The organism is Pectobacterium brasiliense, assembly GCF_016950255.1.
Classification (GTDB): domain Bacteria; phylum Pseudomonadota; class Gammaproteobacteria; order Enterobacterales; family Enterobacteriaceae; genus Pectobacterium; species Pectobacterium brasiliense.
In genome coordinates, this window is sequence record NZ_JACGFN010000002.1 from 96,942 (window position 1) to 117,955 (window position 21,014).

Here is a 21,014-nt window from a genome sequence, read left to right on the forward strand (position 1 = left end):
CTTATTTCTTCACGCTAAAACTGTTGGCATAACCCGCTGGATCGCTACCATCCCAGCGACGGCCATCGATGAGCACGCTGCTGCGCATGTCGCTACCGGGCAATGGCACACTCCCCACGGCATCGGCCGCCTGCTTATAGATATCAATGCGGTTAACCTGCTTCGCGACGGCCAGATAGTCCGGCTCTTCGGTGAGCAAGCCCCAGCGCTTGTGCTGAGTGAGGAACCACATGCCATCGGACAGGTACGGGTAGTTCACGGAACCGTCGTGGTAGAAACGCATCGCGTGTTCGTCTTTCCAGCTTTTCCCCAGTCCGTTCTCGTACTGGCCCAGCATGCGTCCGACGATGGTTTCTTCTTTGGCATTGATGTACGCGCGTCCGGCAACGACGCCGGCCGTTTCGCGGCGATTGTCGTCCGAGGCATCAATCCAGCGCGAGGCATCGAGAATCGCGGCGGTCAGCGCGCGGGCGCTATGCGGGTTGGCATTTACCCAGTCAGCGCGGGTGCCCAACACTTTTTCCGGGTGATCCGGCCAAATATCTTGCGAGGTGGCGGCGGTAAAACCGATTTTTTCGCTGATGGCACGCTGGTTCCACGGCTCGCCGACGCAGTAGCCGACCATATTGCCAATCTTCATGTTCATCACCATCTGTGGCGGCGGCACCACCACGGTGCGCACGTCGTTCAGTGGATGAATGCCGGCGGAAGCCAGCCAGTAATAGAGCCACATGGCGTGCGTACCGGTTGGGAAGGTTTGCGCGAAGGTGTAGGTTCCCGCCGGACTGGCGGCGATATATTTTTGCAGCGCGGCGAGATCCGTGACGTTGGCTTCACGCAGCTGGTTTGCCAGCGTGATCCCTTGTCCGTTCTGGTTGAGCGTCATCAGCGCTGCCATGTTGCTTTGCGCCCCGGATAGCCCCATTTGCAGACCGTACAGTTGGCCGTACAGAATGTGGGCCGCATCCAGTTCGCCCGACACCAGCTTGTCGCGTACTGCTGCCCAGCTGGCTTCTTTGCTGGGAACGATGGTGATGCCGTATTTCTTATCGAAGCCTTTCACTGCGGCCATCACGACCGAGGCGCAGTCCGTCAACGGAATAAACCCGACCCGAATTTCCTTTTTCTCCGGCGCGTCGGAACCCGCAGCCCAGGCGCTATTCATCAACCCCGGCAGCATCAGGCTACCGCCCAGTGCAGCACTCCCCAACAGAAACTGGCGGCGAGAGACGGTCATGCTTTTGGTTTTGGAATCACTCATCAACGACACCCTTGCGCAAAACACCTTTTCAGGCGGTAAAAACAAAAACGGCGTCCACAAGCCCATGCAGAATCTGCACGCTTATGGACGCCGTTGTCCGATTAACACCTTCCGCACCGCCGTTGGCCCGAAACGCATTATGAATGTTTGGTTGTTGCTAATGAGTTAAAGCAAGGTTTGTGCCAGTTATCACAGTTTTACATACTGCCGAGGGGCATGCTTTAATCGAGAGGTGAATTGAAATTTCGATAACAATATGTAATTTAAGGTTATTATTTCGTGCGCCAGAATATTGCCATTTCTATGCTACGTCGTAGCACGCGCCCGACAAGGGGCGCTCAGTCGCCGCCGCCCCGTGACCCGCGGCTTTCCGCGAGAAATAACGTCGCTACGCGATACCTTCAGAAAAAACAGCCTCTTAACGGACCGCCGTTGACGCGTTCCCGACGCGGCAACGGCTTTCGCGGCTTCCCTGCCGCTCATCCTAAGTCTGTTTTTCCTTCAGCGTTATTTACGCTCATCACAACACAACGACAGCGAGAACCCGCTACGCACGAAACCACCTCCCCCACCGCTATTGACGCCACAATTTCCTCTTCACAAGACGGCATCTTGCACCGCCAGCAAGCAGAACACGCACAGTTCATGTGCATATACCTCTTAAGGGGTATCTCCGAATACATCTGCCACCGCGAGCATCGCCGTCGCGATGTCAATCAGCTTTTTATTCTGACTCATCGCCATGCGGCGCAGGGTTTTGTAGGCCTCTTCTTCGCTTAATCCACGGTGCTGCATCAGTAAGCCCTTCGCGCGATCGATCTGCTTTCTTTCATTCAACGTGGCTCGCAGCGCAGCCAGTTCATGATCCTGCGCCTGTAAGCGCCGCGATTGTTGCTGCACCAGCGACAGCAGCGATCGCCCCAGTTGTGGACTGACACCATCGCTATTCAGCCAGCCGGGAGGGACGTTCTGCCCTTCCACGTCATGACCAGCGATAAATATCGAATAACCGGGATCGTTATGCTCCTGCTGCACCATCAGCGCGTCGAGATCCGCACGCTGATCGCTGCATGCCTTCTCCGCTGCTGCAATACGGGTACGGCAGCGCTGCATCAGCGTCTGCTCCAGTTCATCTTCCATCTGCTTCATTTCGTCGATGCGCCGCGTGGCAATCGAAAACCAGTGCAGGCTATCTGATTCCGACAGCTTTTCTATCGGGCTGCGGGTGCACACAATGCGGCGCAGGCGTTCAAACTCGCTGTCTATCGCGATAGCACGCCAGCGCTGCTGGTTTTCTTCATCGCTAAAATTCAGAAAGGTATCGAAGCAACGCTCCTGCCGCTCGATCAAATCCAGCAGCTTTTGCCGGGTTTCCTCATCGACGCTGCCCGCCGCATAGGCCGCCGCGCCGATCGCCCGCTCTTGCCCCGCCAGCTCTTTACCCTGCATAAAGCTGAACATGGCAATCAGCGCGCGGGAAATTCCCGGATCGGCTGCCGTGTCCGAAACCTCAAAAACCAGCGCCAGCAGATTACGGATAATGTCGTTGAAAAACGTCATCGCCTGCGGTTGAGGCAGCAAACGCTGGCGAATCTGCTGACGCAGCGTGGGCAGCAGACTTAGCGCATAAACCACGCTGGCAACGCGGCTGAATAAACGGCTCGCCTGCGGCAATTCCGCCGTCATTTTTTCCAACCCGGCCAGATGCGTCATCAAATGCGTCTGCGCCACCTGCACATCTTTCTCACGTAGCGCCAGCTCGTCGGCGAATAGTCGACCATCGGAGCAAAGAAACAGGTTGGCTGTTCCCCGTTCACGCTGCAATAGATGGACAAGCTGGCTAATTTTGCCCACCAGCTCACCGCTTTGCAGCAGGTAGCGCAGGCTGTTCAGCTCACACTGGCGCGAGGCAAGTAAAAATCGAATTGTCGTTGAAGGCTCCGCCACCATTGCACTCTCTCCTGAAAAAACCACAAGCAGGACTATGCAATTAGCGCGCCATTTGCATCCGTTCACAGTTATCAGGAAGCAAGGGCATAGCATCCGCGCGGTGACTGCCGCTTCCACACGCGTTTCACCTCAATTTTTAAACTCCGTTGCTAAACCCGCCAGCCACAGACGGTGATGCAGTTCGGCGAACTGCCTGAAAGTATGACTTTTCTGGCTCCAGCAACCGAGTTTGATCGGTGGGATGGAGCGGCCTGGGTGACAAATCAGGCGGCGCAACAACTTGCCGTAACCAAAAGCCTACAGCTGGAGTTGGCGGCACGGCGCGCGACGGCAAATACCCGAATTGCCGAGCTGAACTATGCTATGGACTTGGCTATTGCCACGGATGAAGAGCAAGAACAGCTAACCCAATGGAAAATTTATCTGGTTACGTTGAACCGCATTGATCTCACCGCTGCATCCGTCGTGTGGCCAATCGCGCCTTCCGTGTAATCGGTGTAACCCACATCCGATTAGATCAATAATGGTGTGTCGTATTTTAACGTACGGCACACACGCCTCACCTCCCTCTCTTTGGACAGGATATTCTGATAATTCCTAATTATTTTTATCGCCAAATGTAAAATTAAATAAAAAATGAAACTGTTATATTTATGCATCTCAAATCTGTACTATTTTAATTAATTTCAATTCTCAGCATCGAAATAAATAAAGAATAAAAAACTAATAATCACATTTTAATGAAATTAAAAACCAAAAAATAAAGTTAAATTAAAATATAAAAACAAAATAATCGTGTTAGAGATAAAAAAACCAAATCAACAAACTGTACTATTTATCCTTCAATTTTTGCACGCTATAATCTCTGCACGTTTTACTCACTACTCATTCTTATCTCACTTCAATCAATGAAGTTAATTTCTGACGGATGCAAATACCGTCGGCGGTAATTTATTTTCGTTTTATTCGCCACGATTTATTCCGGCAAGCATCGGAATAACAATATGGCGTGCATTTTCCTGCCTGAAGCTAGGAGCCTAACATGTTTGATGTCGTTGAGCTGTCGCGGCTGCAATTTGCCCTGACTGCCATGTATCACTTTCTTTTTGTCCCACTGACGCTCGGATTGTCTTTCCTGCTCGCCATTATGAACACCACCTATGTGTTAACCGGCAAGCAAATCTACAAGGATATGACCAAATTCTGGGGCAAGCTGTTCGCCATCAACTTTGCGCTGGGCGTGGCAACTGGTCTGACGCTGGAATTCCAGTTCGGCACCAACTGGTCTTACTATTCTCACTACGTGGGCGATATTTTTGGCGCACCGCTGGCGATGGAAGGACTCATGGCGTTCTTCCTCGAATCTACACTCATCGGCCTGTTCTTTTTCGGCTGGGATCGCCTGACCAAAGTCCAGCATATGCTGGTGACCTGGTTCGTCGCGCTGGGCTCCAACTTTTCCGCCCTGTGGATTCTGGTCGCCAACGGCTGGATGCAAAACCCGATTGCCGCTGAGTTCAATTATGAAACCATGCGCATGGAAATGCTGAGCTTCGCCGAACTGGTGCTGAACCCGGTCGCACAGGTGAAGTTCGTCCACACCGTGGCAGCAGGCTACACCGCTGGCGCGATGTTCGTCCTCGGGATCAGTTCTTACTATCTGCTGAGAGGCCGCGATATCGCCTTTGCCAAGCGCTCGTTCGCGATTGCCGCCAGTTTCGGCCTGGCCTCGGTGCTGTCCGTGATCGTACTGGGTGATGAATCCGGCTATGTCATGGGCGATGTGCAGAAAACCAAGCTGGCAGCGATCGAAGCCGAATGGGAAACGCAGCCCGCCCCCGCGTCTTTCACGCTGTTCGCCATCCCCAATCAGGAAACGATGCAGAACGATTATCCGATCCACGTTCCCTATCTGCTGGGCCTCATCGCCACGCGTTCGCTCGACAAACCCGTCGTCGGCATTAAAGACCTGATGGCGCAACATGAGATTCGCATTCGTAACGGCATGACGGCCTATGGTCTGTTGGAGGAGCTGCGCTCAGGTAATACCGACCCCGCCGTTCGCGCCCAATTTGAGGCTGCCAAGCGCGATCTTGGCTACGGTCTTCTGCTTAAGCGCTATACCGATGACGTCGCCAACGCCAGCGAAAACCAGATTCAGCAGGCAACCAAAGACTCAATCCCGCGCGTCGCGCCGCTGTATGTCGCTTTCCGTCTGATGGTGGGCTGCGGCGTGCTGATGCTCGCTATTTTTGCGCTGTCATTCTGGAGCGTGATACGTGGCCGCATGGGACAGCGTAAATGGCTGCACCGAGCCGCGCTGTACGGCATCCCCCTGCCCTGGATCGCGATTGAATCCGGCTGGTTCGTCGCCGAGTACGGTCGTCAGCCGTGGGCAGTCGGTGAGGTCTTGCCTACCGCTATCGCCAATTCATCTCTGGAAGCACACGACATTCTGCTGTCGATGGGGCTGATTTGCGGGCTGTACACGCTGTTTCTGGTCGCGGAAATGTATCTGATGTTCAGGTTTGCCCGACTGGGGCCAAGCAGCCTGAAAACCGGCCGCTACCACTTTGAACAATCGACGACACAACCCCTCACGACACCTGCAAAACCATAACGGGAGCCATAATAATGCTGGATTATGAAACATTACGCCTGATTTGGTGGGGATTGATTGGCCTGTTGTTTATCGGCTTTGCCATCACCGACGGCTTTGACATGGGCGTGGGCATTCTGTTGCGTTTGCTGGGCAAGAATGATACTGAACGGCGAGTCATGATTAACGTGATCGCCCCGCACTGGGACGGCAATCAGGTCTGGCTGATCACCGCGGCGGGCGCATTGTTCGCCGCCTGGCCGATGGTTTATGCCGCCGCGTTTTCCGGTTTCTACTTCGCCATGATTCTGGTGCTCGCCGCTCTGTTTTTCCGCCCGGTTGGCTTTGATTATCGATCCAAGCTGGAAAACCAGCGCTGGCGCAATATGTGGGACTGGGGCATTTTCATCGGCAGTTTCGTCCCCACGCTGGTGTTCGGCATCGCATTAGGTAACCTGTTGCAGGGCGTGCCGCTGAGCGTCGATATGTATTTGCGTCTCACCTACCACGGCGGGTTCTTTGGCCTGTTGAACCCGTTCGGGCTGCTGGCAGGCGTCGTGAGTGTCGCAATGATCGTCGCACACGGTGCAATTTACCTGCAAATGCGCACCACAGAGGCGCTTCAGCGTCGCGCGCAAAAAACCGTTCTGCTCGCCAGCACGCTGATGAGCCTCACCTTCTTACTGGCTGGCCTCTGGGTGCTAACCGGAATCGACGGCTACCTGATTACCTCCACGCTGGATAAAGCGGCCCCGTCTAACCCGCTGCATAAAGAGGTGGTCCAACAGGCCGGGGCCTGGTTAACCAACTTTACGGCGCACCCTGCGCTGTGGGCGATCCCCGCATTAGGTGTGGCTCTGCCGTGGTTCACCTGCCTCTTCTCTCGCGTAAACCGCTGCGGCTGGGGTTTTCTGACCTCATCATTGACGATTGTCTGCGTGATTCTGACGGCAGGCATTACGCTATTCCCGTTCGTGATGCCTTCCAGCTTCGATCCCAACGTCAGCCTGACCATTTGGGATGCCACGTCCAGCCAGCTTACGCTTCAGGTGATGACCATTCTGGCCTGTATTTTTGTTCCCACCATCCTGCTTTATACCAGCTGGTGTTATTACAAAATGTTTGGCCGGATCGATGCCCGCTACATCGAAGCCAATAAGCATTCCGTTTACTAACGACTTGAGGAGAAAGAGCATGTGGTATTTCGCCTGGATACTCGGCACGCTTCTAGCTTGCGCGTTCGCGCTGGTCACCGCGCTGGCGGTAGAGAACCATGAAGCGGGCAAAGACGCTTCCTGAGAAAACGAAGCGCCTCATCGGGCGCTTCATCATTCTTTGCTGAGACATCATCGCTGAAACAATTGTCGCTGATACCGTCATCAGGGCAGACGAAACCCGCCAAGGGCGCTAGAATGCAGACGCTGCGCCCAATCAGATGCCCTCTTCAACCTGAAATCAGACGACAACATGACAGCACCCAGACAGGACAAAACACCGTGGTGGAGTCAGGGGAAAACCCCGGACTACCGTTTTTCATTAGCGAATGAGCGCACCTTTCTGGCATGGATTCGCACCGCGCTGGCGTTTCTTGCCGGCGCAGTGGGTATCGACCAATTTACCGTGCACATCGATCCGCTGTTGCGTCAGGGGCTGTCGCTGTTGCTGGTCGTTAGCGCGGCACTGCTCGGTGCGTTGGCGTATCGTCGCTGGGTTAGTAATGAGAAAGCGATGCGTCAGGAAAGCGATATGCCGTATACGCCAATGCTGCTGATCGTGACGCTGTTTATCACCCTCATTGCCATCGCGCTTGCCGCGATGATTCTGTTCGGGTAGCGCATGGACACGACACGCGATCCGGGATTACAGCCACAGCGAACCGGCATGGCCTGGTCACGGACGCTGTTTGTGATGCTAATCAACAGCCTGCTGTGTTTTCGTCTGAGCATGGTGAATGACAGCCGAGTGGTGTTTGCCTGCGCCATTCTGCTCTTGTGTGTTTCTGCGTTGATGTCGGTGCTGGCGATTCTGCGCTACCGCTTTAACGCCCATTGCCAACCGGTGCTATCACGCGTTAGCCACGGGCTGATTGTGCTCACGTCATCATCGATTGTCATCACCGCGCTGGTCTTGCTGCTACATTTCAGCGGCGTGTGGTAAGCCCCGATTTTCTGTCATTTTTTCTGAAAGGAAAGGTTTTCTGAAAAGAAAAGTTTTCTGAAAAGAAAGGCGGTGAAGCCCAAACGCGCTTCACCGATTAGACGGACTATTCGATCGAACTTTCCGGGAACAGGAACGGGTTGATGCTGCTGCGAGAAAAGCCCTCTTCCTCCATTTTCACATCCAGCACCAGTGACGCCAGATCGTCGGCGACGGCTTCTACACGGTGATCTTTTTCCTGATATAGCAGCTTCAGATACGTGCCGCAGTGGCCGCAGCTTTCCGCTTTGATGGCGGAGTTTTCGCTATCCAGCGACCAGTAATTCAGCTCGCTCGATTCTTCACAGTTGCTGCATTTCACCCGCACCATGTGCCATTCGCTCTCGCACAGATTACAGTGTAGATAACGCAGCCCGCTGGACGTACCTAACTGCACTACGCCTGAGACCGGAATACTGCCGCACACGGGGCAGAACTGGCGATGTTCGCCGGGTACGGCACGCGCTTTACCGGGCAGTTGGCTTGCCATTTGCGCCCAGAACAGCGACAGCGCCGCCCAGATGAACGGGGCTTTATCATTGCTCTCGGCACGAAATTCGTGTTGCAGCAGCGCCGTTGCCTGTTCTTCCAGTTCCTGCTCTGAGACTTTTTCCAGATTCTCCAGCGTAGATAATACCTGCCCGCTGGCATCCGGTTTTAATTCTTCAATCAGTGCACGCAGCAGCGTGTGCCAGTGTGTATCACGAGGGAACACCGCGATATCGAGCGGTGGACGTTCACCAGACTGTTTCAGCACGTCACTCAGGTCAAGCTTCAACGGATGATCGTGCAATACCTTCTGCTGGGCTTCCACCACGCCTGCGGCGAAAGTGAGATAATCGCCCAACGGGTGATCTTCAGCTAACTGACGCAGACGCTCCGCGCGGCTGCTGTACAGGCTTTTCAGATTGGCAAAAAGCAACGGGGGGATATTCCCTTCCGGCATCGATTTTTCGTTCTGTTCTAACTGTTCCTGAGGAACAATGCGAATACTCATCAGGGGGATTTTTCCTGTTGTTTACGTTGTCTATCCGATAGATTTCGGGGTGCAGGAAGGCCGCCAGCGCGGTCCGAAAGATAGCGGGTATAGCTCACCTTTAGTCGGAATTATACGCATCGTGACTAGCGACTTTCTGATTTCCGGCAAGGTTATGGCTGTTTTTCGCCATCCATTCAGTCACCTTCAGCTATGACGGAAACAGTAGCAGAAAAGCGGCAAACATCTCCACACCTCTAAAGGGGTGATCGGGTCAAGCGTTCACTTATCTGCGATCGAATCAGCGATGCCAATACGATCACGCTTTGCTCACAGCGCTCGTCCCATTCATAGGAGGCGTTGAAGCGGAAGTAACGATCGTATTTGTCGCCAGTCGTGAACATTTTCCCCGGCGCAATACTGACGCCTCGTTCCAGCGCGCGGCGATATAGCTCCGTGCTGCTGATACCTTCAGGCAATTCCAGCCAGAGAAAATAACCACCTTGCGAATGATTAATGGGTACGTCGCCCGGGAAGTGTCGGCGTAGCGACTGTAACGCCGCGTGTTTACGTTGTTCCAGCGCTCGTCGCAGGCGGCGCAGATGGCTGTCATAGCTGCTGGTCGCCAGATAATCCGCAATCGCCAGCTGCATGGGTGCACTGGTCGATAAGGTACTCATCAGCTGTAAACGCTGAATGCTGCCCGCATAGCTCCCTGCCGCTACCCAGCCGATGCGGAACCCCGCCACCAGATTTTTAGAAAACGAAGAGCAGTGCAGAATCGTCCCTTTTTTATCCAACGCTTTTGCGGGCAACGGACGTTGCAGGCCGGTATAAAGCTCGCTGTAGACGTCATCCTCTACCAGCCCGACGCCGTGTTTTTCCAGCATCGCCACCAGCCGCTGTTTCTTTTCCCAGGACAGCGTGCAGCCGAGCGGGTTATGAAAATTGGTCATCAGCCAGCAGGCTTTAATTGGATAGTCGTTTAGCGCCTGCTGCAATGCATCAAGATCGATGCCCTGCTGCGGATCGGTTGCAATCGCAATCGCTTTGAGTTTAAGGCGTTCGATCGCCTGTAGCGCGCCGTAAAAAGCGGGAGATTCGATCACCACATAATCGCCCGGCTCCGTCAGCGCCTGAAGGCTGAGATTAAGGGACTCCATCGCGCCCGCCGTAATCACAATCTCATCGGGCGAGACGGCAATCCCCTGCAACGCGTAGCGCTGGGCGATGTTCTTCCTCAGGCTTTCATTACCCGGCGGCAAGTTATCCAGCGCGCTGTGTGGCTGCATATGACGCGCCACCGATGCCAACGAGCGCGTCAACTGGCGCTGTGGGAAGAGCTGTGGATCGGGAAACGCCGATCCGAACGGCATGACAGCCGGATCTTTGCTGGCCTGAAGCACGTCAAAAATGAACGCATTGACGTCTACGTCTTCGGTCAGTTGCACGCGCTCCTGCCCTACGGGCGAATGCAGGCTGTCTGCTGGTAGCACAGACAGCTTTGGTGCCGCGTAATAACCCGACTGTGGACGCGACACAATCAGCCCCTGACTTTCCAGCAGCTGATAAGCGTGCAGCACGGTCATCAGGCTCATACCCGAATGCAGTGATTTTTCCCGCAGCGAGGGCAATTTGTCGCCCGGCTGCCAGATCCCTTCCTGAAGCTGCTCACGGATCTGGTGAGCGAGCTGTTCAAACTTTGCCATAGCGCTGCGGTTTCGGTGGATGAGTCTGTCATTATTTTTAGCTCGATCACCACCGACAGGTCATGATCGAGAAGGATGCTTTATCGCGAACAACACGTTGTTCCAGGATTATTTCGCCGCGTAGCGTTGTACAAAATCCAGCAGAATCTTGCGCGCCCAGACGGGTTCCTGCGAAATATCCATCATCCTATCGACATCCCAACCGCCCTGTCGTAGCGCCGCTTCATTATGACGCAGGCACGTCAGCATGATGTCCGCGCTGAATTCCGGGTGAAATTGCACGGTCAGGACTTTATCGCTGTAGCGGATAATCTGGCAGCCATCCATCTCGGAACTCGCCAGCACCTGCGCACCAGCAGGTGGTTCCAGCACGGATTGCTGATGGGTCAGATAAGCACCAAACTGCTGCGGATAATCACGCAGTAAGGTGTCTTGCGCCGCGGCTTCATGGGTTGTCACAACCTGAACGCCCACTTCCTTGCCGTTCGGGTTATCCCCCACTTTACCGCCCAGCACATCGGCGAGCAGTTGGTGCCCATAACACACGCCCAGCAACGGAACATCCGCGTAATACGCTTCACGCAGCCAGCCTGCGGTGTATTCGCTCCAGTCCAGTCGATCGGTGACCATTGACCACGAGCCGGAAATCACCACCGCCGCCAGCGTATCAAACGACGGCAGTCGCTCCCCGAGATCGGGACGAACCACCTGCACCGGCTGCGTTTTGCCCTGCACCGCATCAGTAAACCACTTCCCCTGTTGCCCAACCTGAGACGCAATGCCTTCCGGCGGTTGGCCCAACTGAATCACCAGCAATACCCTTTCGCTCATCGTCCTGTTCTGCCCGTATTTGAAAAGCCATCAACCTGAGAAATCATCGGTCTGAAAAACCAATAAGCATGCTGTGCGCACTGCTTATAACGAACGTAGCACTATGACTCCATGAAAACCAGCCGCCATGAAAATCTGCGCATGGGGAAAAAAACCCTGCGCATTATTTTATCATCGTGAAATGGGGCTGCTTGAGGGCAGAAAGAGTCTGCTAACTGGAAGGCTGTTGATGGTAGGCTAGCGAGAAAACATCGTAGAAATCAACGTCACCTTTCGTACGTCGAATTTTCTCTATCCCTGCTTTCACGGCTGATGGCACCTGCTCGTTGCGTAGCAGCTTATCCTGCGTGTCCTGTGATACGTGGCGGACCGTAAACCACTCGCCGTTATAGCAAACACGGAGATCCAGCGTATCAATGTCTTCAAAGCGATAGGTCGGGTTGATATCTACCGAGAGCGCCAGCGTCATCACCAGCAGGAAAACCGTGAAGCCGATCAGATACGGTAAACCAAAATAAGGGGCATAAAAGAGGATGATCGCGACCGGCACGTAGCTCACCAGCATCGCGGCAAACAGATAGGGATGTGACTGCATGAATTTGCGGCTAAAACGTATTTTATTGTCGCGTTTTTCTTCCCGATTAATACGTTCGATCTCTTCGGTCAGAAGGCGTTTTACTTCATCCATCGTCATCACCATCGTGCTTGAGGAATACAACACTGCTGGCATCGATTAGAACATAGCCCCATGAGAGATAACAGATACAGTTTTCGACAGATTAACTATAACAGTTTGCCGAATGCCGGGATGGATTACCCCGGCAACTTCGGTGACAGAATGGCGGAGATTATGGAATGGCGGGCATCGTGAGATCGGGATCGATCAGATTGTAGATGTGATTGCCAAACACGGGTTGTTGCAACAGTTGATCAACCGCCAGCGCGACATCCCAACGGGACACCAACCCCAGCGTAGCAGCACCCTGCGTCAGTTTTGCATTGTGCGTCGCAACCACGTCCAGCAGACCGCCGGGACGAACAATACAGTGATCCAACGTACTGCTTTGCAACCAGCTTTCTGCCAGCGATTTCTCACGCACCGCGAAGCCAAACGCCGCTCTGGCGCGTGGCGACAACAGCGGCCAGCTATCGCCGCAGCCCAGTGATGTCACCAACAACATACGCTTAAGACCTGCCTGTTCGGCACCATCGATCACCGTGCGGTGACCCTGATAATTTACCGTGCCGCCGCCCATTGTCGATACCACAATGGCAGAAGGCCCCGCCACACGACAGGCTTCCGCGACCGTTTCCAGCTCGCAAGCATCGCCTTCTACTACCGTCATTCCCTGCTCACGCCAGTGTTTGGCCTGTTCAGGATTACGTAATACGAGTACGACTGCCTGCTCGCACTCAATAGCGCGCTGTAATAAACAGGCGCCGACCCCATTGCCTGCGCCGAAAAGTAACCACGTCATACCTGCTCCGGTTGTAATTCACTCGCCAGCGCACGGAACGCTTCAACCTGAGCGCTCAGCAACTGGCGGTGGCTGTCTCGTCCAAGGAAAATTTTAAACATCGCCGCACCGCTGGCATTAAAGAACACCACGGACGCCGTGTCCATCCCCATGAATTTACGTTCAATAAACGCAATGTGCTGACAGCTCGTTGCACGGATATGTCCGCTCAGGCCATTTTTACCGCGCAGGTTAAAGTAACCGTGGCGATGCGTACCGGTTGGCAGCTCGCTCTTGAATTCCAGAATCGCGTCCGCCGTGTGGCTGATTAGCGTCACTTCACCCCAGGTCGCAATCGTGTCCCAGACGCGATCGAAACGATCGCCCGCCGCCAGCGTACGCTGCGCCGCAGGCAAGGCCTCAACGACAGCAAACAGCGAGGTATTATATTTTCCGGCAATCTCTTCCAGTGTGCCATCAGGGTTGGTTGCCAGTAATTCATTCAGTGTCATCGTCATGGTTGCGTCTCCGGTTAGTGCGCATGCTCTTCGGCATTAAGCTGGGGGATAATTTGTTGTAATGCCTGCATCAGGTTATTCGCCCAGAAGCGGCCATCGTTGGTCAGACGCAGGCAGGTGGAATCGTCACAGGTCAGCCCGGCCTGATGCCACTGGCTAAGCAACGGCTGAAGTTCACGGGCATGGCGAGTCAACTGAGGCAGCTTGATACGACCGACCTCAATACCCGCCTGAAGCTGATGCTGCCACGGCCCGGTCGGACTGGCTGGCGTCATCATCATGATCGGTTTTTGCCCCTGATCGATCTGCTGGTAGTAGCGCTCCAGGCTGCGTTCCATCATGTAGGCTTGCCCGTTTATATTGCCGCCCGCACCGCTGCCCATTGCCAGACAGTCCGCGCCTTGTTTAATCAGCAGGTTATACAGGTTGCGTTCACGCGTGGTGCGCGCCCAGTGGCTGTTGCTAAGCTGGTGCCAGCCAGCATCGGCCAAAAACGCCGCACCAGTTCGGTAAAAATCACGACGGGCCACCACATCAGGCAGCGCCACACGCTGGTTTTCGGCCGCCTTCGCCAGCGGCGTGGTTGGTAACAGATTCAGCGCATACAGATCGACGCCGTCTAACGCTAAATCGCTGACGATGGCCAGATCTTCGTGCCAGATTTCCGGCGTTTGCTCCGGTAGACCGAACATCAGATCGCACACCACAGCGGCTCGATCTCGCTCGCACAGACGCTCAAGGAAGCGAATTGACTGCTGCTTATCCGACGTACGCGCCATACGCTGACGAATACGGGTATCGAACGTCTGAATTCCGATGGAGAAGCGGTTCGCTCCGGCATCCAGACAGGCATCGATCCGCTCATCGTCAAAATCCATCGCCCGCCCTTCTACTGTGATTTCACAGTCCGGTGCCAGCGGCAGAGAAGTACGGATCGCGCGAATAATCTGCGACAGCTCATCGGCCGCCAGCGCCGTTGGCGTCCCTCCACCAAAGTACACCGCATGAATCGGTGCAGACTGATGCAGCGGGCTATCCGCCTCCATCGCCAATTCCTGTAATAAATAGCGGGTATAGGTCGCCGTGCTGTCATCACGCAGCTTGTTTTGATAAAAACCGCAGAACGTGCAATGCGTGGCGCAGAAAGGAATGTGCAGGTAGAGCAGGCGTTTACGCGCAGGCACTGTCTGTTGCTTCAACGTCTGCCAACCGGCAGGAATCTGTTCTGGTGAAAGCGGCACATGGTTGCGCCATGGCATAGCCATACGTCGGGCGCCAAAAGGCTGCTCACCGGGCTCGGCATAATACGGCGTCAAATCGATGTTCATTAACGGCCCCCAAATAATCAATAAAATAAATTAAATGATAATTATTTTTATTTGGCAACCAGCCCAACAAGCAGAAAGGAAGAGGATTATTCTTTTCGCGTCATTTTCTCTTTAAATTAACCGATTTGCTTATTTTGGTTAAAATTGCAGATATAAATAAATACGGTTATTTCTCATGATTTTCATAGCATTAATCCACTGCACTCACTTTAAATGTTAAATAAATGAAAACAAAAATCACTACATTAAAATTCGTTAATTTAACAACCAATAAAATATTGCAAGTCCTTATTTAATAATAAATGAGATTGCAGTCACATTTTTTAATATCCATTCAAATTTAATTATCGCCGCCCTCCCTCAAATGATAATGTTAATGATAATCATTAACTTTTCAGAGAAAAAGCCATGAATAAAAAGGCCACACACTGGGCTCTCTTTATGCTGCCTGCTATTTATAGCGGCGCAATTAATGCAGCGCCAAACGATTCATCGACAAATCATTCGACCACAAACAGCGATGAAATAACCGTTATTAGTGCAGGGAGAACGGAACAGAATTTATGGGAAAGCCCGGTCACGATGCAGGTTATCGATAATGAAAAGCTGAATAAATATACGGGTGATTCTATTGCCGAAGCGCTGCGTGATATTCCCGGCGTCGATATTACCGATACCGCATTAGCCGGGCGGAAACAAATACGTATTCGCGGCGAAGAAGCCTCACGCGTATTAGTGTTAATTGACGGACAGGAAGTCACTTATCAACGCGCCGGACCCAATTACAGCCTCGGGTTATTAATCGATCCTTCTTATATTGAACGTATTGAAGTCGTGAAAGGCCCGCATTCGGTATTATATGGCTCGCAGGCTATCGGCGGCGTGATCAACTTTATTACCCGCAAAGGCGGAGACAAACCGTTGAGCGGCAAAATCAAAGCCGTTTATGACAGCGCGACCGCAGGCTGGCAGGAATCGGGTTTAGCCTACGGCTCCATCGATAATTTTGACTATCGCCTCAGCGGCAGCTATAGCGATCAGGGCAACCGCAGCACGCCGGATGGTCGTCTGCCGGATACTCATTTCCGCAACAGCGGACAGTCCGCCTGGCTCGGGTATCGTCTTGGCGATCATAAATTCGGCCTGTCGCTGGACAGCTTCAAGCTCAGCACGCAGACCTACACCGACTCGGATGAATACGACAGCTTCAGCGTGCGTATTCCTGAACTAGAAAGAAAGAAGGTCGGCCTGTTTTATGACTGGCAGATCGGCGGCGATGTGCTGAAAAACCTGCATCTGGATGCCTATCAGCAAAATATCAAACGCGAATTCCGTAACGATCTGTCGCAGAGCGGTAATCCGTTGCGCTATAACGGCATGGCGCTTTATCAAGGCAAAATGGCGATGAGTACAGGCACCGACGACAAGCAGACTAGTCGGGGATTGACCTTACAAGCGGATATCACGCCATTAGCCGGACACACGCTGATCGCTGGGGGACAATGGCTCTCCGATGTCGTGAAGCAAAATGCATTCTCCGATGTCCGGGTAACGGGATCGTTATCGCCGATGGGCACACCGTCTCTGTCGGTCAACCCAAGCTCAATATCCAATAACCACTGGCGGCAAAATAGCTGGGCGCTGTTCGCGCAGGATGAATGGAAAATAACACCGGACTGGACGTGGACACTGGGTGCGCGTCAATACTGGGTTGAATCACTCTCCTACGGTGGTCAGAAGACAGGCACCGTGAGAATGAACGGTATGGTGATGCCGAATAACAGTACGTCTGCCGCCGCGAAGGAAAGTGACAGTACACTCGTCACCGCCAGCAGCCTACGCTATTCCGGCTTTGACAATATCCAGCTGCGCGCCTCCTTCGCGCAAGGTTATGTCTACCCTACCCTGACGCATAAATTTTACGACACCGCGGCGGGTGGGAGCACCACTTACGGCAACGCCAATCTGAAAGCGGAAAAGTCGGATAACTATGAAGTCGGCATGCGTTATAAAAACGATAGCTGGCTGCTGGACAGCGCGATCTACCATTCACGCGCCAAAGACTACATCACCACGCTGAACTGCGCCGGTAACGCCGCCTGTTCCGGCAGCACGGACAGCAGCAGCCGCTACTACGCCAACGCCAACCGTGCGACTACGTACGGGATGGAAATGTATGCGGAATACCTCGGCTGGACGCTGTCTCCTTACGTTAACGGCAACATCATCCGCCGTGAGCTGGAATTGCCGACTCGCAGCACCTATCGCACGGGTGAACCCACCTTTACGGGCCGCGTCGGGGTCAAAAATATTATGCTGTTCGAACGTATGGAGTTGGAGTCGGATCTCTACCTCCGGGCAGCCTCACGAGCGAAGGATGAAACCGCAGATACCGCCGTCCAGCACAGCGGTTGGGCAACGGCTAATCTGGAATTTACCAGCACCTTCGGTAGCGAGAATCAATACCAGGTCACGCTGGCGCTGAATAACCTGCTGGATAAGCGCTATACCACCGCGCATGAAAGTATTCCCGCATCCGGCTTCAGCACCGCGATTGGCGCAGCGTTCTCATTCTAAGCATCATGATGATGAAGGCGATAATCGCGTTAATGCTCTTCGGGCTGTCTTCCTTCACCTGCGCGGCTGAGCCGCGCGTGGTGATTGCCGGTGGCTCGCTGGTGGAAATCGTTTATGCGCTTGGCGCAGGCGATACGGTGGTCGGCGTCGATCAGACCACTACCTATCCGCCACAAACAGCAACGCTGCCAAAGGTCAGCAACTGGCAACAGTTGACGAGCGAAGGCATTTTGTCACTGCACCCAACGCTGTTGATGACCTGGCAGGATGCCAACCCGCCGCAGGTACTTAATCAGCTTGAGCAGGCAGGTGTAACGGTGGCGCGTTTCACCCGCACGCCCAGCACGCCAGCGCAGTTGCTTAGCAATATTCGTCAGGCTGGCGCGTTGCTCAATCGCACGGAGGCTGCCGAGCAATTGGCGACCCGTCTCTCTCAGCAGTTGAGTGCGGTATCAGAGCGGCTGTCAACGCGGAAGGATCGCGTCAGCGTCGTGTTTTTGCTGAGTGTTGGCAGCAGTGCGGCGCAGGTCGCGGGGAAAAACACCGTGGTGGATAGCCTGATCGCGCTGGCAGGCGGAAAGAATATTGCCACACATAGTCAGTATCGTATTTACGGCGGCGAGGCGATGATTGCAGCCAATCCTGAGGTGGTTGTGGTGACGACGCAAAGTGTGGAAAACGGCGTGGAGGCGCTGGCGGCTGTACCCGGTTTAACGCAAACCGCAGCCTGGAAAAACCAGCGTATTATCGCGCTCGATCAGGCGATTTTACTGGGAATGGGGCCGCGCGTTGCCGAGGCTGTGGAAGCGCTGAATCGCGGATTTTATCCTGACTAAACGAATATATCCCCTAGATAATTCGAGTTGCAGGAAGGCGGCGACACAGTGAATCCTCAGGAGCTTACATCAGTAAGTGACTGAGGTGAGCGAGGAAAGCCAACGCACATGCAGCTTGAAGTATGACGGGGATTAACGGCCTCAATAATGAGGCCGTATCACACACTTACTGAATACCCTGACTACGCAGGTAATCTTCATAGTTGCCGGTGAAATCGATCACTTTATTTGGCGTTATTTCCAGAATACGGGTCGCCAACGAGCTGACAAATTCACGGTCATGGGAGACGAACAGCAGCGTCCCTTCATACATTTCCAGCGCCATATTCAGCGATTCAATGGATTCCATATCAAGGTGGTTGGTCGGTTCATCCATTACCAGAATATTCGGACGCTGCATCATCAGCTTACCGAACAGCATGCGGCCTTTTTCACCACCGGATAACACTTTCACTTTCTTCTTAATATCATCCTGGCTGAACAGTAAACGACCGAGTATGCTGCGCACGGCTTGCTCGTCGTCTTTTTCCTGTTTCCACTGGCTCATCCAGTCAAAAACAGTCAGCGTCTCATCGAATTCGTATTCGTGATCCTGCGCGTAGTAGCCAATTTTTGAGTTTTCAGACCATTTCACCGTACCGCTATCCGGTTCCAAATCACCGACCAGCGTTTTCAGTAATGTCGATTTACCGATACCGTTGGCACCCAGAATAGCGACTTTCTCACCCACTTCGACCATCAGGCCCAGCTTGCTAAACAGCGGGCCATTATCAAAACTTTTGCTCAACGCTTCAACTTCCAGCGCATTACGGAACAGTTTCTTATCCTGATCGAAACGGATAAACGGGTTTTGACGGCTGGACGCTTTCACTTCATCCAGCTGGATTTTATCGATCTGGCGTGCGCGCGATGTCGCCTGCTTGGATTTAGAGGCGTTGGCGCTAAAGCGGCTGACGAACGATTGCAGTTCGGAAATCTGCGCTTTCTTCTTGGCGTTATCGGCCAGTAAACGCTCACGAGCCTGCGTCGCGGCCGTCATGTACTCATCATAGTTGCCGGGATAAATACGCAGCTCGCCGTAGTCCAGGTCCGCCATATGCGTACAAACCATATTCAGGAAGTGACGGTCATGCGAGATGATGATCATGGTGCTGTTACGCTCGTTCAGCACCTGCTCCAGCCAGCGGATCGTATCGATATCCAGGTTGTTGGTCGGTTCGTCGAGCAGCAGGATATCGGGATCGGCAAACAGCGCCTGCGCCAACAAGACACGCAGTTTCCAGCCGGGAGCAATCTCACTCATCAAGCCATAGTGCTGCCCAACGGGAATTCCCACGCCCAGCAACAGTTCACCAGCACGAGATTCTGCGCTGTAGCCATCCATCTCACCATACTGCACTTCCAGATCGGCAACTTTGTAGCCGTCGGCTTCGCTCATTTCAGCCAATGAATAGATACGGTCGCGCTCTTCTTTTACCGCCCACAGCTCACCGTGGCCCATGATAACGGTATCCAGCACGCTGTATTTTTCAAAAGCGAACTGATCCTGACGCAGTTTACCCAGGCGTTCATTAGGATCGAGGAAGACGTTACCGCCGCTCGGCACCAGATCGCCGCCGAGAATCTTCATGAATGTAGATTTACCGCAGCCATTTGCGCCAATCAAACCGTAACGGTTGCCGCCACCAAATTTAACGGAAATGTTTTCAAACAACGGCTTGCTGCCGAACTGCATGGTGATATTGTTGGTACTTAACACAGCACTTATACTCGAGTCGGAATGTGATTTGGCGCGCATTATGCCACAAGCGCGCGATAGGATCGCGGTTAGTTTTGAGTAATATTTAAGCGATAGCGCATACAGGAGAGAAATGCGATGCCTATAGTACGTCGTTTCAAACAGGTCGACGTTTTCACCCAGCAGTCTTTCAAGGGCAATCCGCTTGCCGTCATTATGGAGGCGAAGGGATTAACCGATGCGCAAATGCAGGAGATCGCTCGCTGGACAAACCTGTCAGAAACCACGTTTGTCCTGCCAGCCACCGATCCTTTAGCGGATTACCATGTTCGTATTTTTACGCCAGAATCGGAAATGCCGTTTGCCGGACACCCTACGCTAGGCACCGCACATGCCCTGTTGGAAGAAGGGTTGCGCCCTAAATCCCCAGGTCAGTTAGTGCAACAGTGCGGCGTTGGCTTAGTGCCCATTAATATTAATGATGACGGCAGTCTGGCTTTCCACGCGCCGCAGGCCACCATGGTTCCGTTTGGTGATGAGCATGCGCCACTGCTGGAAAAAACACTGGGCATTACTGGTTTGGGTAGTGCTGCTATCGATAACCGCTACCCACCCACCGCGGTACACATGGGCATTCGCTGGCTTGTGATTCGCGTAGACAGCGCCGACACCTGTCTGAACATCACACCCGATGCAGACGCGCTCTCAGCCGTGCAAGACCTCAGCCAGACTAACGGCATCGCCATCTATGGCCCGCACGGTAATGCGACGCCAGCCGATTATGAAGTTCGTGCGCTCTACATTGAACGCGGTCATCTCAAAGAAGATCCGGTTACTGGTAGTGCCAACGCCTGTCTGGCAGCGCTGCTTCGCCAACAGCATTCTATCAATAACGTCACCGCGCCACTCAGCTACCTGGCGCGACAGGGCACCATGCTGCAACGCGATGGCCGCATTACTGTCACTTACCTGAACGATGAACCGTGGATCGGCGGGCACAGCGTCACGATCGTTGACGGAACGTTACAGCGGTAAAGG

General features: G+C 53.6%; 18 protein-coding genes and 1 pseudogene. 9 read left to right on the top strand and 10 right to left on the bottom strand.

The window, feature by feature from the left end:
- Position 1 precedes the first annotated feature (1 nt).
- Positions 2–1,261: a CmpA/NrtA family ABC transporter substrate-binding protein gene (locus tag H4F65_RS15005; protein WP_010278758.1), complete on the bottom strand. Its 1,260-nt coding sequence runs from the start codon at positions 1,259–1,261 to the stop codon at positions 2–4.
- A 660-nt stretch (positions 1,262–1,921) separates the two neighbouring features.
- Positions 1,922–3,211 carry a nitrate regulatory protein gene (locus H4F65_RS15010; RefSeq protein WP_010278763.1) on the bottom strand — a complete coding sequence of 430 codons (1,290 nt, stop codon included), beginning with the start codon at positions 3,209–3,211 and terminating at the stop codon, positions 1,922–1,924.
- Positions 3,212–3,376: 165 nt separating this feature from the next.
- Here H4F65_RS15010 and H4F65_RS15015 point away from each other — a divergent pair.
- The 6 genes and pseudogenes from H4F65_RS15015 to H4F65_RS15040 all read left to right on the top strand — a co-directional run.
- Positions 3,377–3,703: pseudogene (locus H4F65_RS15015) on the top strand (tail fiber assembly protein); the annotation flags it as partial.
- Positions 3,704–4,253: 550 nt separating this feature from the next.
- A complete protein-coding gene (cydA, locus tag H4F65_RS15020; protein WP_010278770.1) occupies positions 4,254–5,831 on the top strand; it encodes a cytochrome ubiquinol oxidase subunit I in 1,578 nt (525 codons plus the stop codon).
- A 14-nt stretch (positions 5,832–5,845) separates the two neighbouring features.
- Positions 5,846–6,985, top strand: a complete 1,140-nt coding sequence (cydB, locus tag H4F65_RS15025) for a cytochrome d ubiquinol oxidase subunit II (RefSeq protein ID WP_010278774.1) — start codon at positions 5,846–5,848, stop codon at positions 6,983–6,985.
- 19 nt (positions 6,986–7,004) lie between these two features.
- On the top strand, positions 7,005–7,109 hold the full coding sequence (cydX, locus tag H4F65_RS15030) for a cytochrome bd-I oxidase subunit CydX (RefSeq protein ID WP_010278781.1): 105 nt from the start codon (positions 7,005–7,007) through the stop codon (positions 7,107–7,109).
- A gap of 168 nt (positions 7,110–7,277) precedes the next feature.
- Positions 7,278–7,643 carry a YidH family protein gene (locus H4F65_RS15035; RefSeq protein WP_010278784.1) on the top strand — a complete coding sequence of 122 codons (366 nt, stop codon included), beginning with the start codon at positions 7,278–7,280 and terminating at the stop codon, positions 7,641–7,643.
- Between the two features lie 3 nt (positions 7,644–7,646).
- Positions 7,647–7,967: a DUF202 domain-containing protein gene (locus H4F65_RS15040; protein WP_010278786.1), complete on the top strand. Its 321-nt coding sequence runs from the start codon at positions 7,647–7,649 to the stop codon at positions 7,965–7,967.
- Positions 7,968–8,073: 106 nt separating this feature from the next.
- Here H4F65_RS15040 and fdhE read toward each other — a convergent pair whose 3' ends face one another.
- The 7 genes from fdhE to hutW form a co-directional block, all read right to left on the bottom strand.
- A complete protein-coding gene (fdhE, locus tag H4F65_RS15045; protein ID WP_010278788.1) occupies positions 8,074–9,003 on the bottom strand; it encodes a formate dehydrogenase accessory protein FdhE in 930 nt (309 codons plus the stop codon).
- Positions 9,004–9,239: 236 nt separating this feature from the next.
- Positions 9,240–10,691: an aminotransferase-like domain-containing protein gene (locus tag H4F65_RS15050; RefSeq protein ID WP_010278793.1), complete on the bottom strand. Its 1,452-nt coding sequence runs from the start codon at positions 10,689–10,691 to the stop codon at positions 9,240–9,242.
- A gap of 108 nt (positions 10,692–10,799) precedes the next feature.
- Entirely contained in the window at positions 10,800–11,522 is a 723-nt protein-coding gene (locus H4F65_RS15055) for a glutamine amidotransferase (protein WP_010278798.1), read from the bottom strand.
- A gap of 211 nt (positions 11,523–11,733) precedes the next feature.
- Complete coding sequence (locus H4F65_RS15060; RefSeq protein WP_039320010.1) at positions 11,734–12,210, bottom strand: YlaC family protein; 477 nt, start codon at positions 12,208–12,210, stop codon at positions 11,734–11,736.
- Positions 12,211–12,370: 160 nt separating this feature from the next.
- Positions 12,371–13,000, bottom strand: coding sequence for an NAD(P)H-binding protein (locus H4F65_RS15065; RefSeq protein WP_010278806.1), 630 nt, complete (start codon positions 12,998–13,000; stop codon positions 12,371–12,373).
- Positions 12,997–13,497: a heme utilization cystosolic carrier protein HutX gene (gene hutX, locus H4F65_RS15070; RefSeq protein WP_010278810.1), complete on the bottom strand. Its 501-nt coding sequence runs from the start codon at positions 13,495–13,497 to the stop codon at positions 12,997–12,999. The genes H4F65_RS15065 and hutX overlap by 4 nt, the downstream gene beginning before the upstream one ends.
- A 14-nt stretch (positions 13,498–13,511) precedes the next feature.
- Positions 13,512–14,825 carry a heme anaerobic degradation radical SAM methyltransferase ChuW/HutW gene (hutW, locus tag H4F65_RS15075; protein WP_010278813.1) on the bottom strand — a complete coding sequence of 438 codons (1,314 nt, stop codon included), beginning with the start codon at positions 14,823–14,825 and terminating at the stop codon, positions 13,512–13,514.
- Positions 14,826–15,233: 408 nt separating this feature from the next.
- On the opposite strand from hutW, the gene H4F65_RS15080 reads away from it, so the two are divergent.
- The gene (locus H4F65_RS15080; RefSeq protein ID WP_010278816.1) at positions 15,234–17,402 is read left to right on the top strand and encodes a TonB-dependent receptor plug domain-containing protein; all 2,169 of its coding nucleotides are present in this window, start codon (positions 15,234–15,236) and stop codon (positions 17,400–17,402) included.
- 11 nt (positions 17,403–17,413) lie between these two features.
- Positions 17,414–18,238: a heme/hemin ABC transporter substrate-binding protein gene (locus H4F65_RS15085; RefSeq protein ID WP_010278819.1), complete on the top strand. Its 825-nt coding sequence runs from the start codon at positions 17,414–17,416 to the stop codon at positions 18,236–18,238.
- 166 nt (positions 18,239–18,404) lie between these two features.
- On the opposite strand, the gene H4F65_RS15090 is transcribed toward H4F65_RS15085, so the two are convergent.
- Entirely contained in the window at positions 18,405–19,997 is a 1,593-nt protein-coding gene (locus H4F65_RS15090) for an ABC-F family ATPase (RefSeq protein ID WP_072014220.1), read from the bottom strand.
- 117 nt (positions 19,998–20,114) lie between these two features.
- Here H4F65_RS15090 and H4F65_RS15095 point away from each other — a divergent pair, with 117 nt between their 5' ends.
- A complete protein-coding gene (locus H4F65_RS15095; RefSeq protein ID WP_010278827.1) occupies positions 20,115–21,011 on the top strand; it encodes a PhzF family phenazine biosynthesis protein in 897 nt (298 codons plus the stop codon).
- Positions 21,012–21,014 lie beyond the last annotated feature (3 nt).

Excerpts from the sequence above, each read along its gene's own strand:
- cydB (WP_010278774.1), top strand. The coding sequence starts at position 5,846 with ATGCTGGATTATGAAACATTACGCCTGATTTGGTGGGGATTGATTGGC.
- H4F65_RS15055 (WP_010278798.1), bottom strand. The coding sequence starts at position 11,522 with ATGAGCGAAAGGGTATTGCTGGTGATTCAGTTGGGCCAACCGCCGGAA.
- H4F65_RS15035 (WP_010278784.1), top strand. The coding sequence starts at position 7,278 with ATGACAGCACCCAGACAGGACAAAACACCGTGGTGGAGTCAGGGGAAA.
- H4F65_RS15040 (WP_010278786.1), top strand. The coding sequence starts at position 7,647 with ATGGACACGACACGCGATCCGGGATTACAGCCACAGCGAACCGGCATG.
- H4F65_RS15005 (WP_010278758.1), bottom strand. The coding sequence starts at position 1,261 with ATGAGTGATTCCAAAACCAAAAGCATGACCGTCTCTCGCCGCCAGTTT.
- fdhE (WP_010278788.1), bottom strand. The coding sequence starts at position 9,003 with ATGAGTATTCGCATTGTTCCTCAGGAACAGTTAGAACAGAACGAAAAA.
- H4F65_RS15010 (WP_010278763.1), bottom strand. The coding sequence starts at position 3,211 with ATGGTGGCGGAGCCTTCAACGACAATTCGATTTTTACTTGCCTCGCGC.
- H4F65_RS15095 (WP_010278827.1), top strand. The coding sequence starts at position 20,115 with ATGCCTATAGTACGTCGTTTCAAACAGGTCGACGTTTTCACCCAGCAG.
- H4F65_RS15085 (WP_010278819.1), top strand. The coding sequence starts at position 17,414 with ATGAAGGCGATAATCGCGTTAATGCTCTTCGGGCTGTCTTCCTTCACC.
- hutW (WP_010278813.1), bottom strand. The coding sequence starts at position 14,825 with ATGAACATCGATTTGACGCCGTATTATGCCGAGCCCGGTGAGCAGCCT.
- hutX (WP_010278810.1), bottom strand. The coding sequence starts at position 13,497 with ATGACGATGACACTGAATGAATTACTGGCAACCAACCCTGATGGCACA.
- H4F65_RS15080 (WP_010278816.1), top strand. The coding sequence starts at position 15,234 with ATGAATAAAAAGGCCACACACTGGGCTCTCTTTATGCTGCCTGCTATT.
- H4F65_RS15065 (WP_010278806.1), bottom strand. The coding sequence starts at position 13,000 with ATGACGTGGTTACTTTTCGGCGCAGGCAATGGGGTCGGCGCCTGTTTA.
- H4F65_RS15060 (WP_039320010.1), bottom strand. The coding sequence starts at position 12,210 with ATGGATGAAGTAAAACGCCTTCTGACCGAAGAGATCGAACGTATTAAT.
- cydA (WP_010278770.1), top strand. The coding sequence starts at position 4,254 with ATGTTTGATGTCGTTGAGCTGTCGCGGCTGCAATTTGCCCTGACTGCC.
- H4F65_RS15050 (WP_010278793.1), bottom strand. The coding sequence starts at position 10,691 with ATGGCAAAGTTTGAACAGCTCGCTCACCAGATCCGTGAGCAGCTTCAG.
- cydX (WP_010278781.1), top strand. The coding sequence starts at position 7,005 with ATGTGGTATTTCGCCTGGATACTCGGCACGCTTCTAGCTTGCGCGTTC.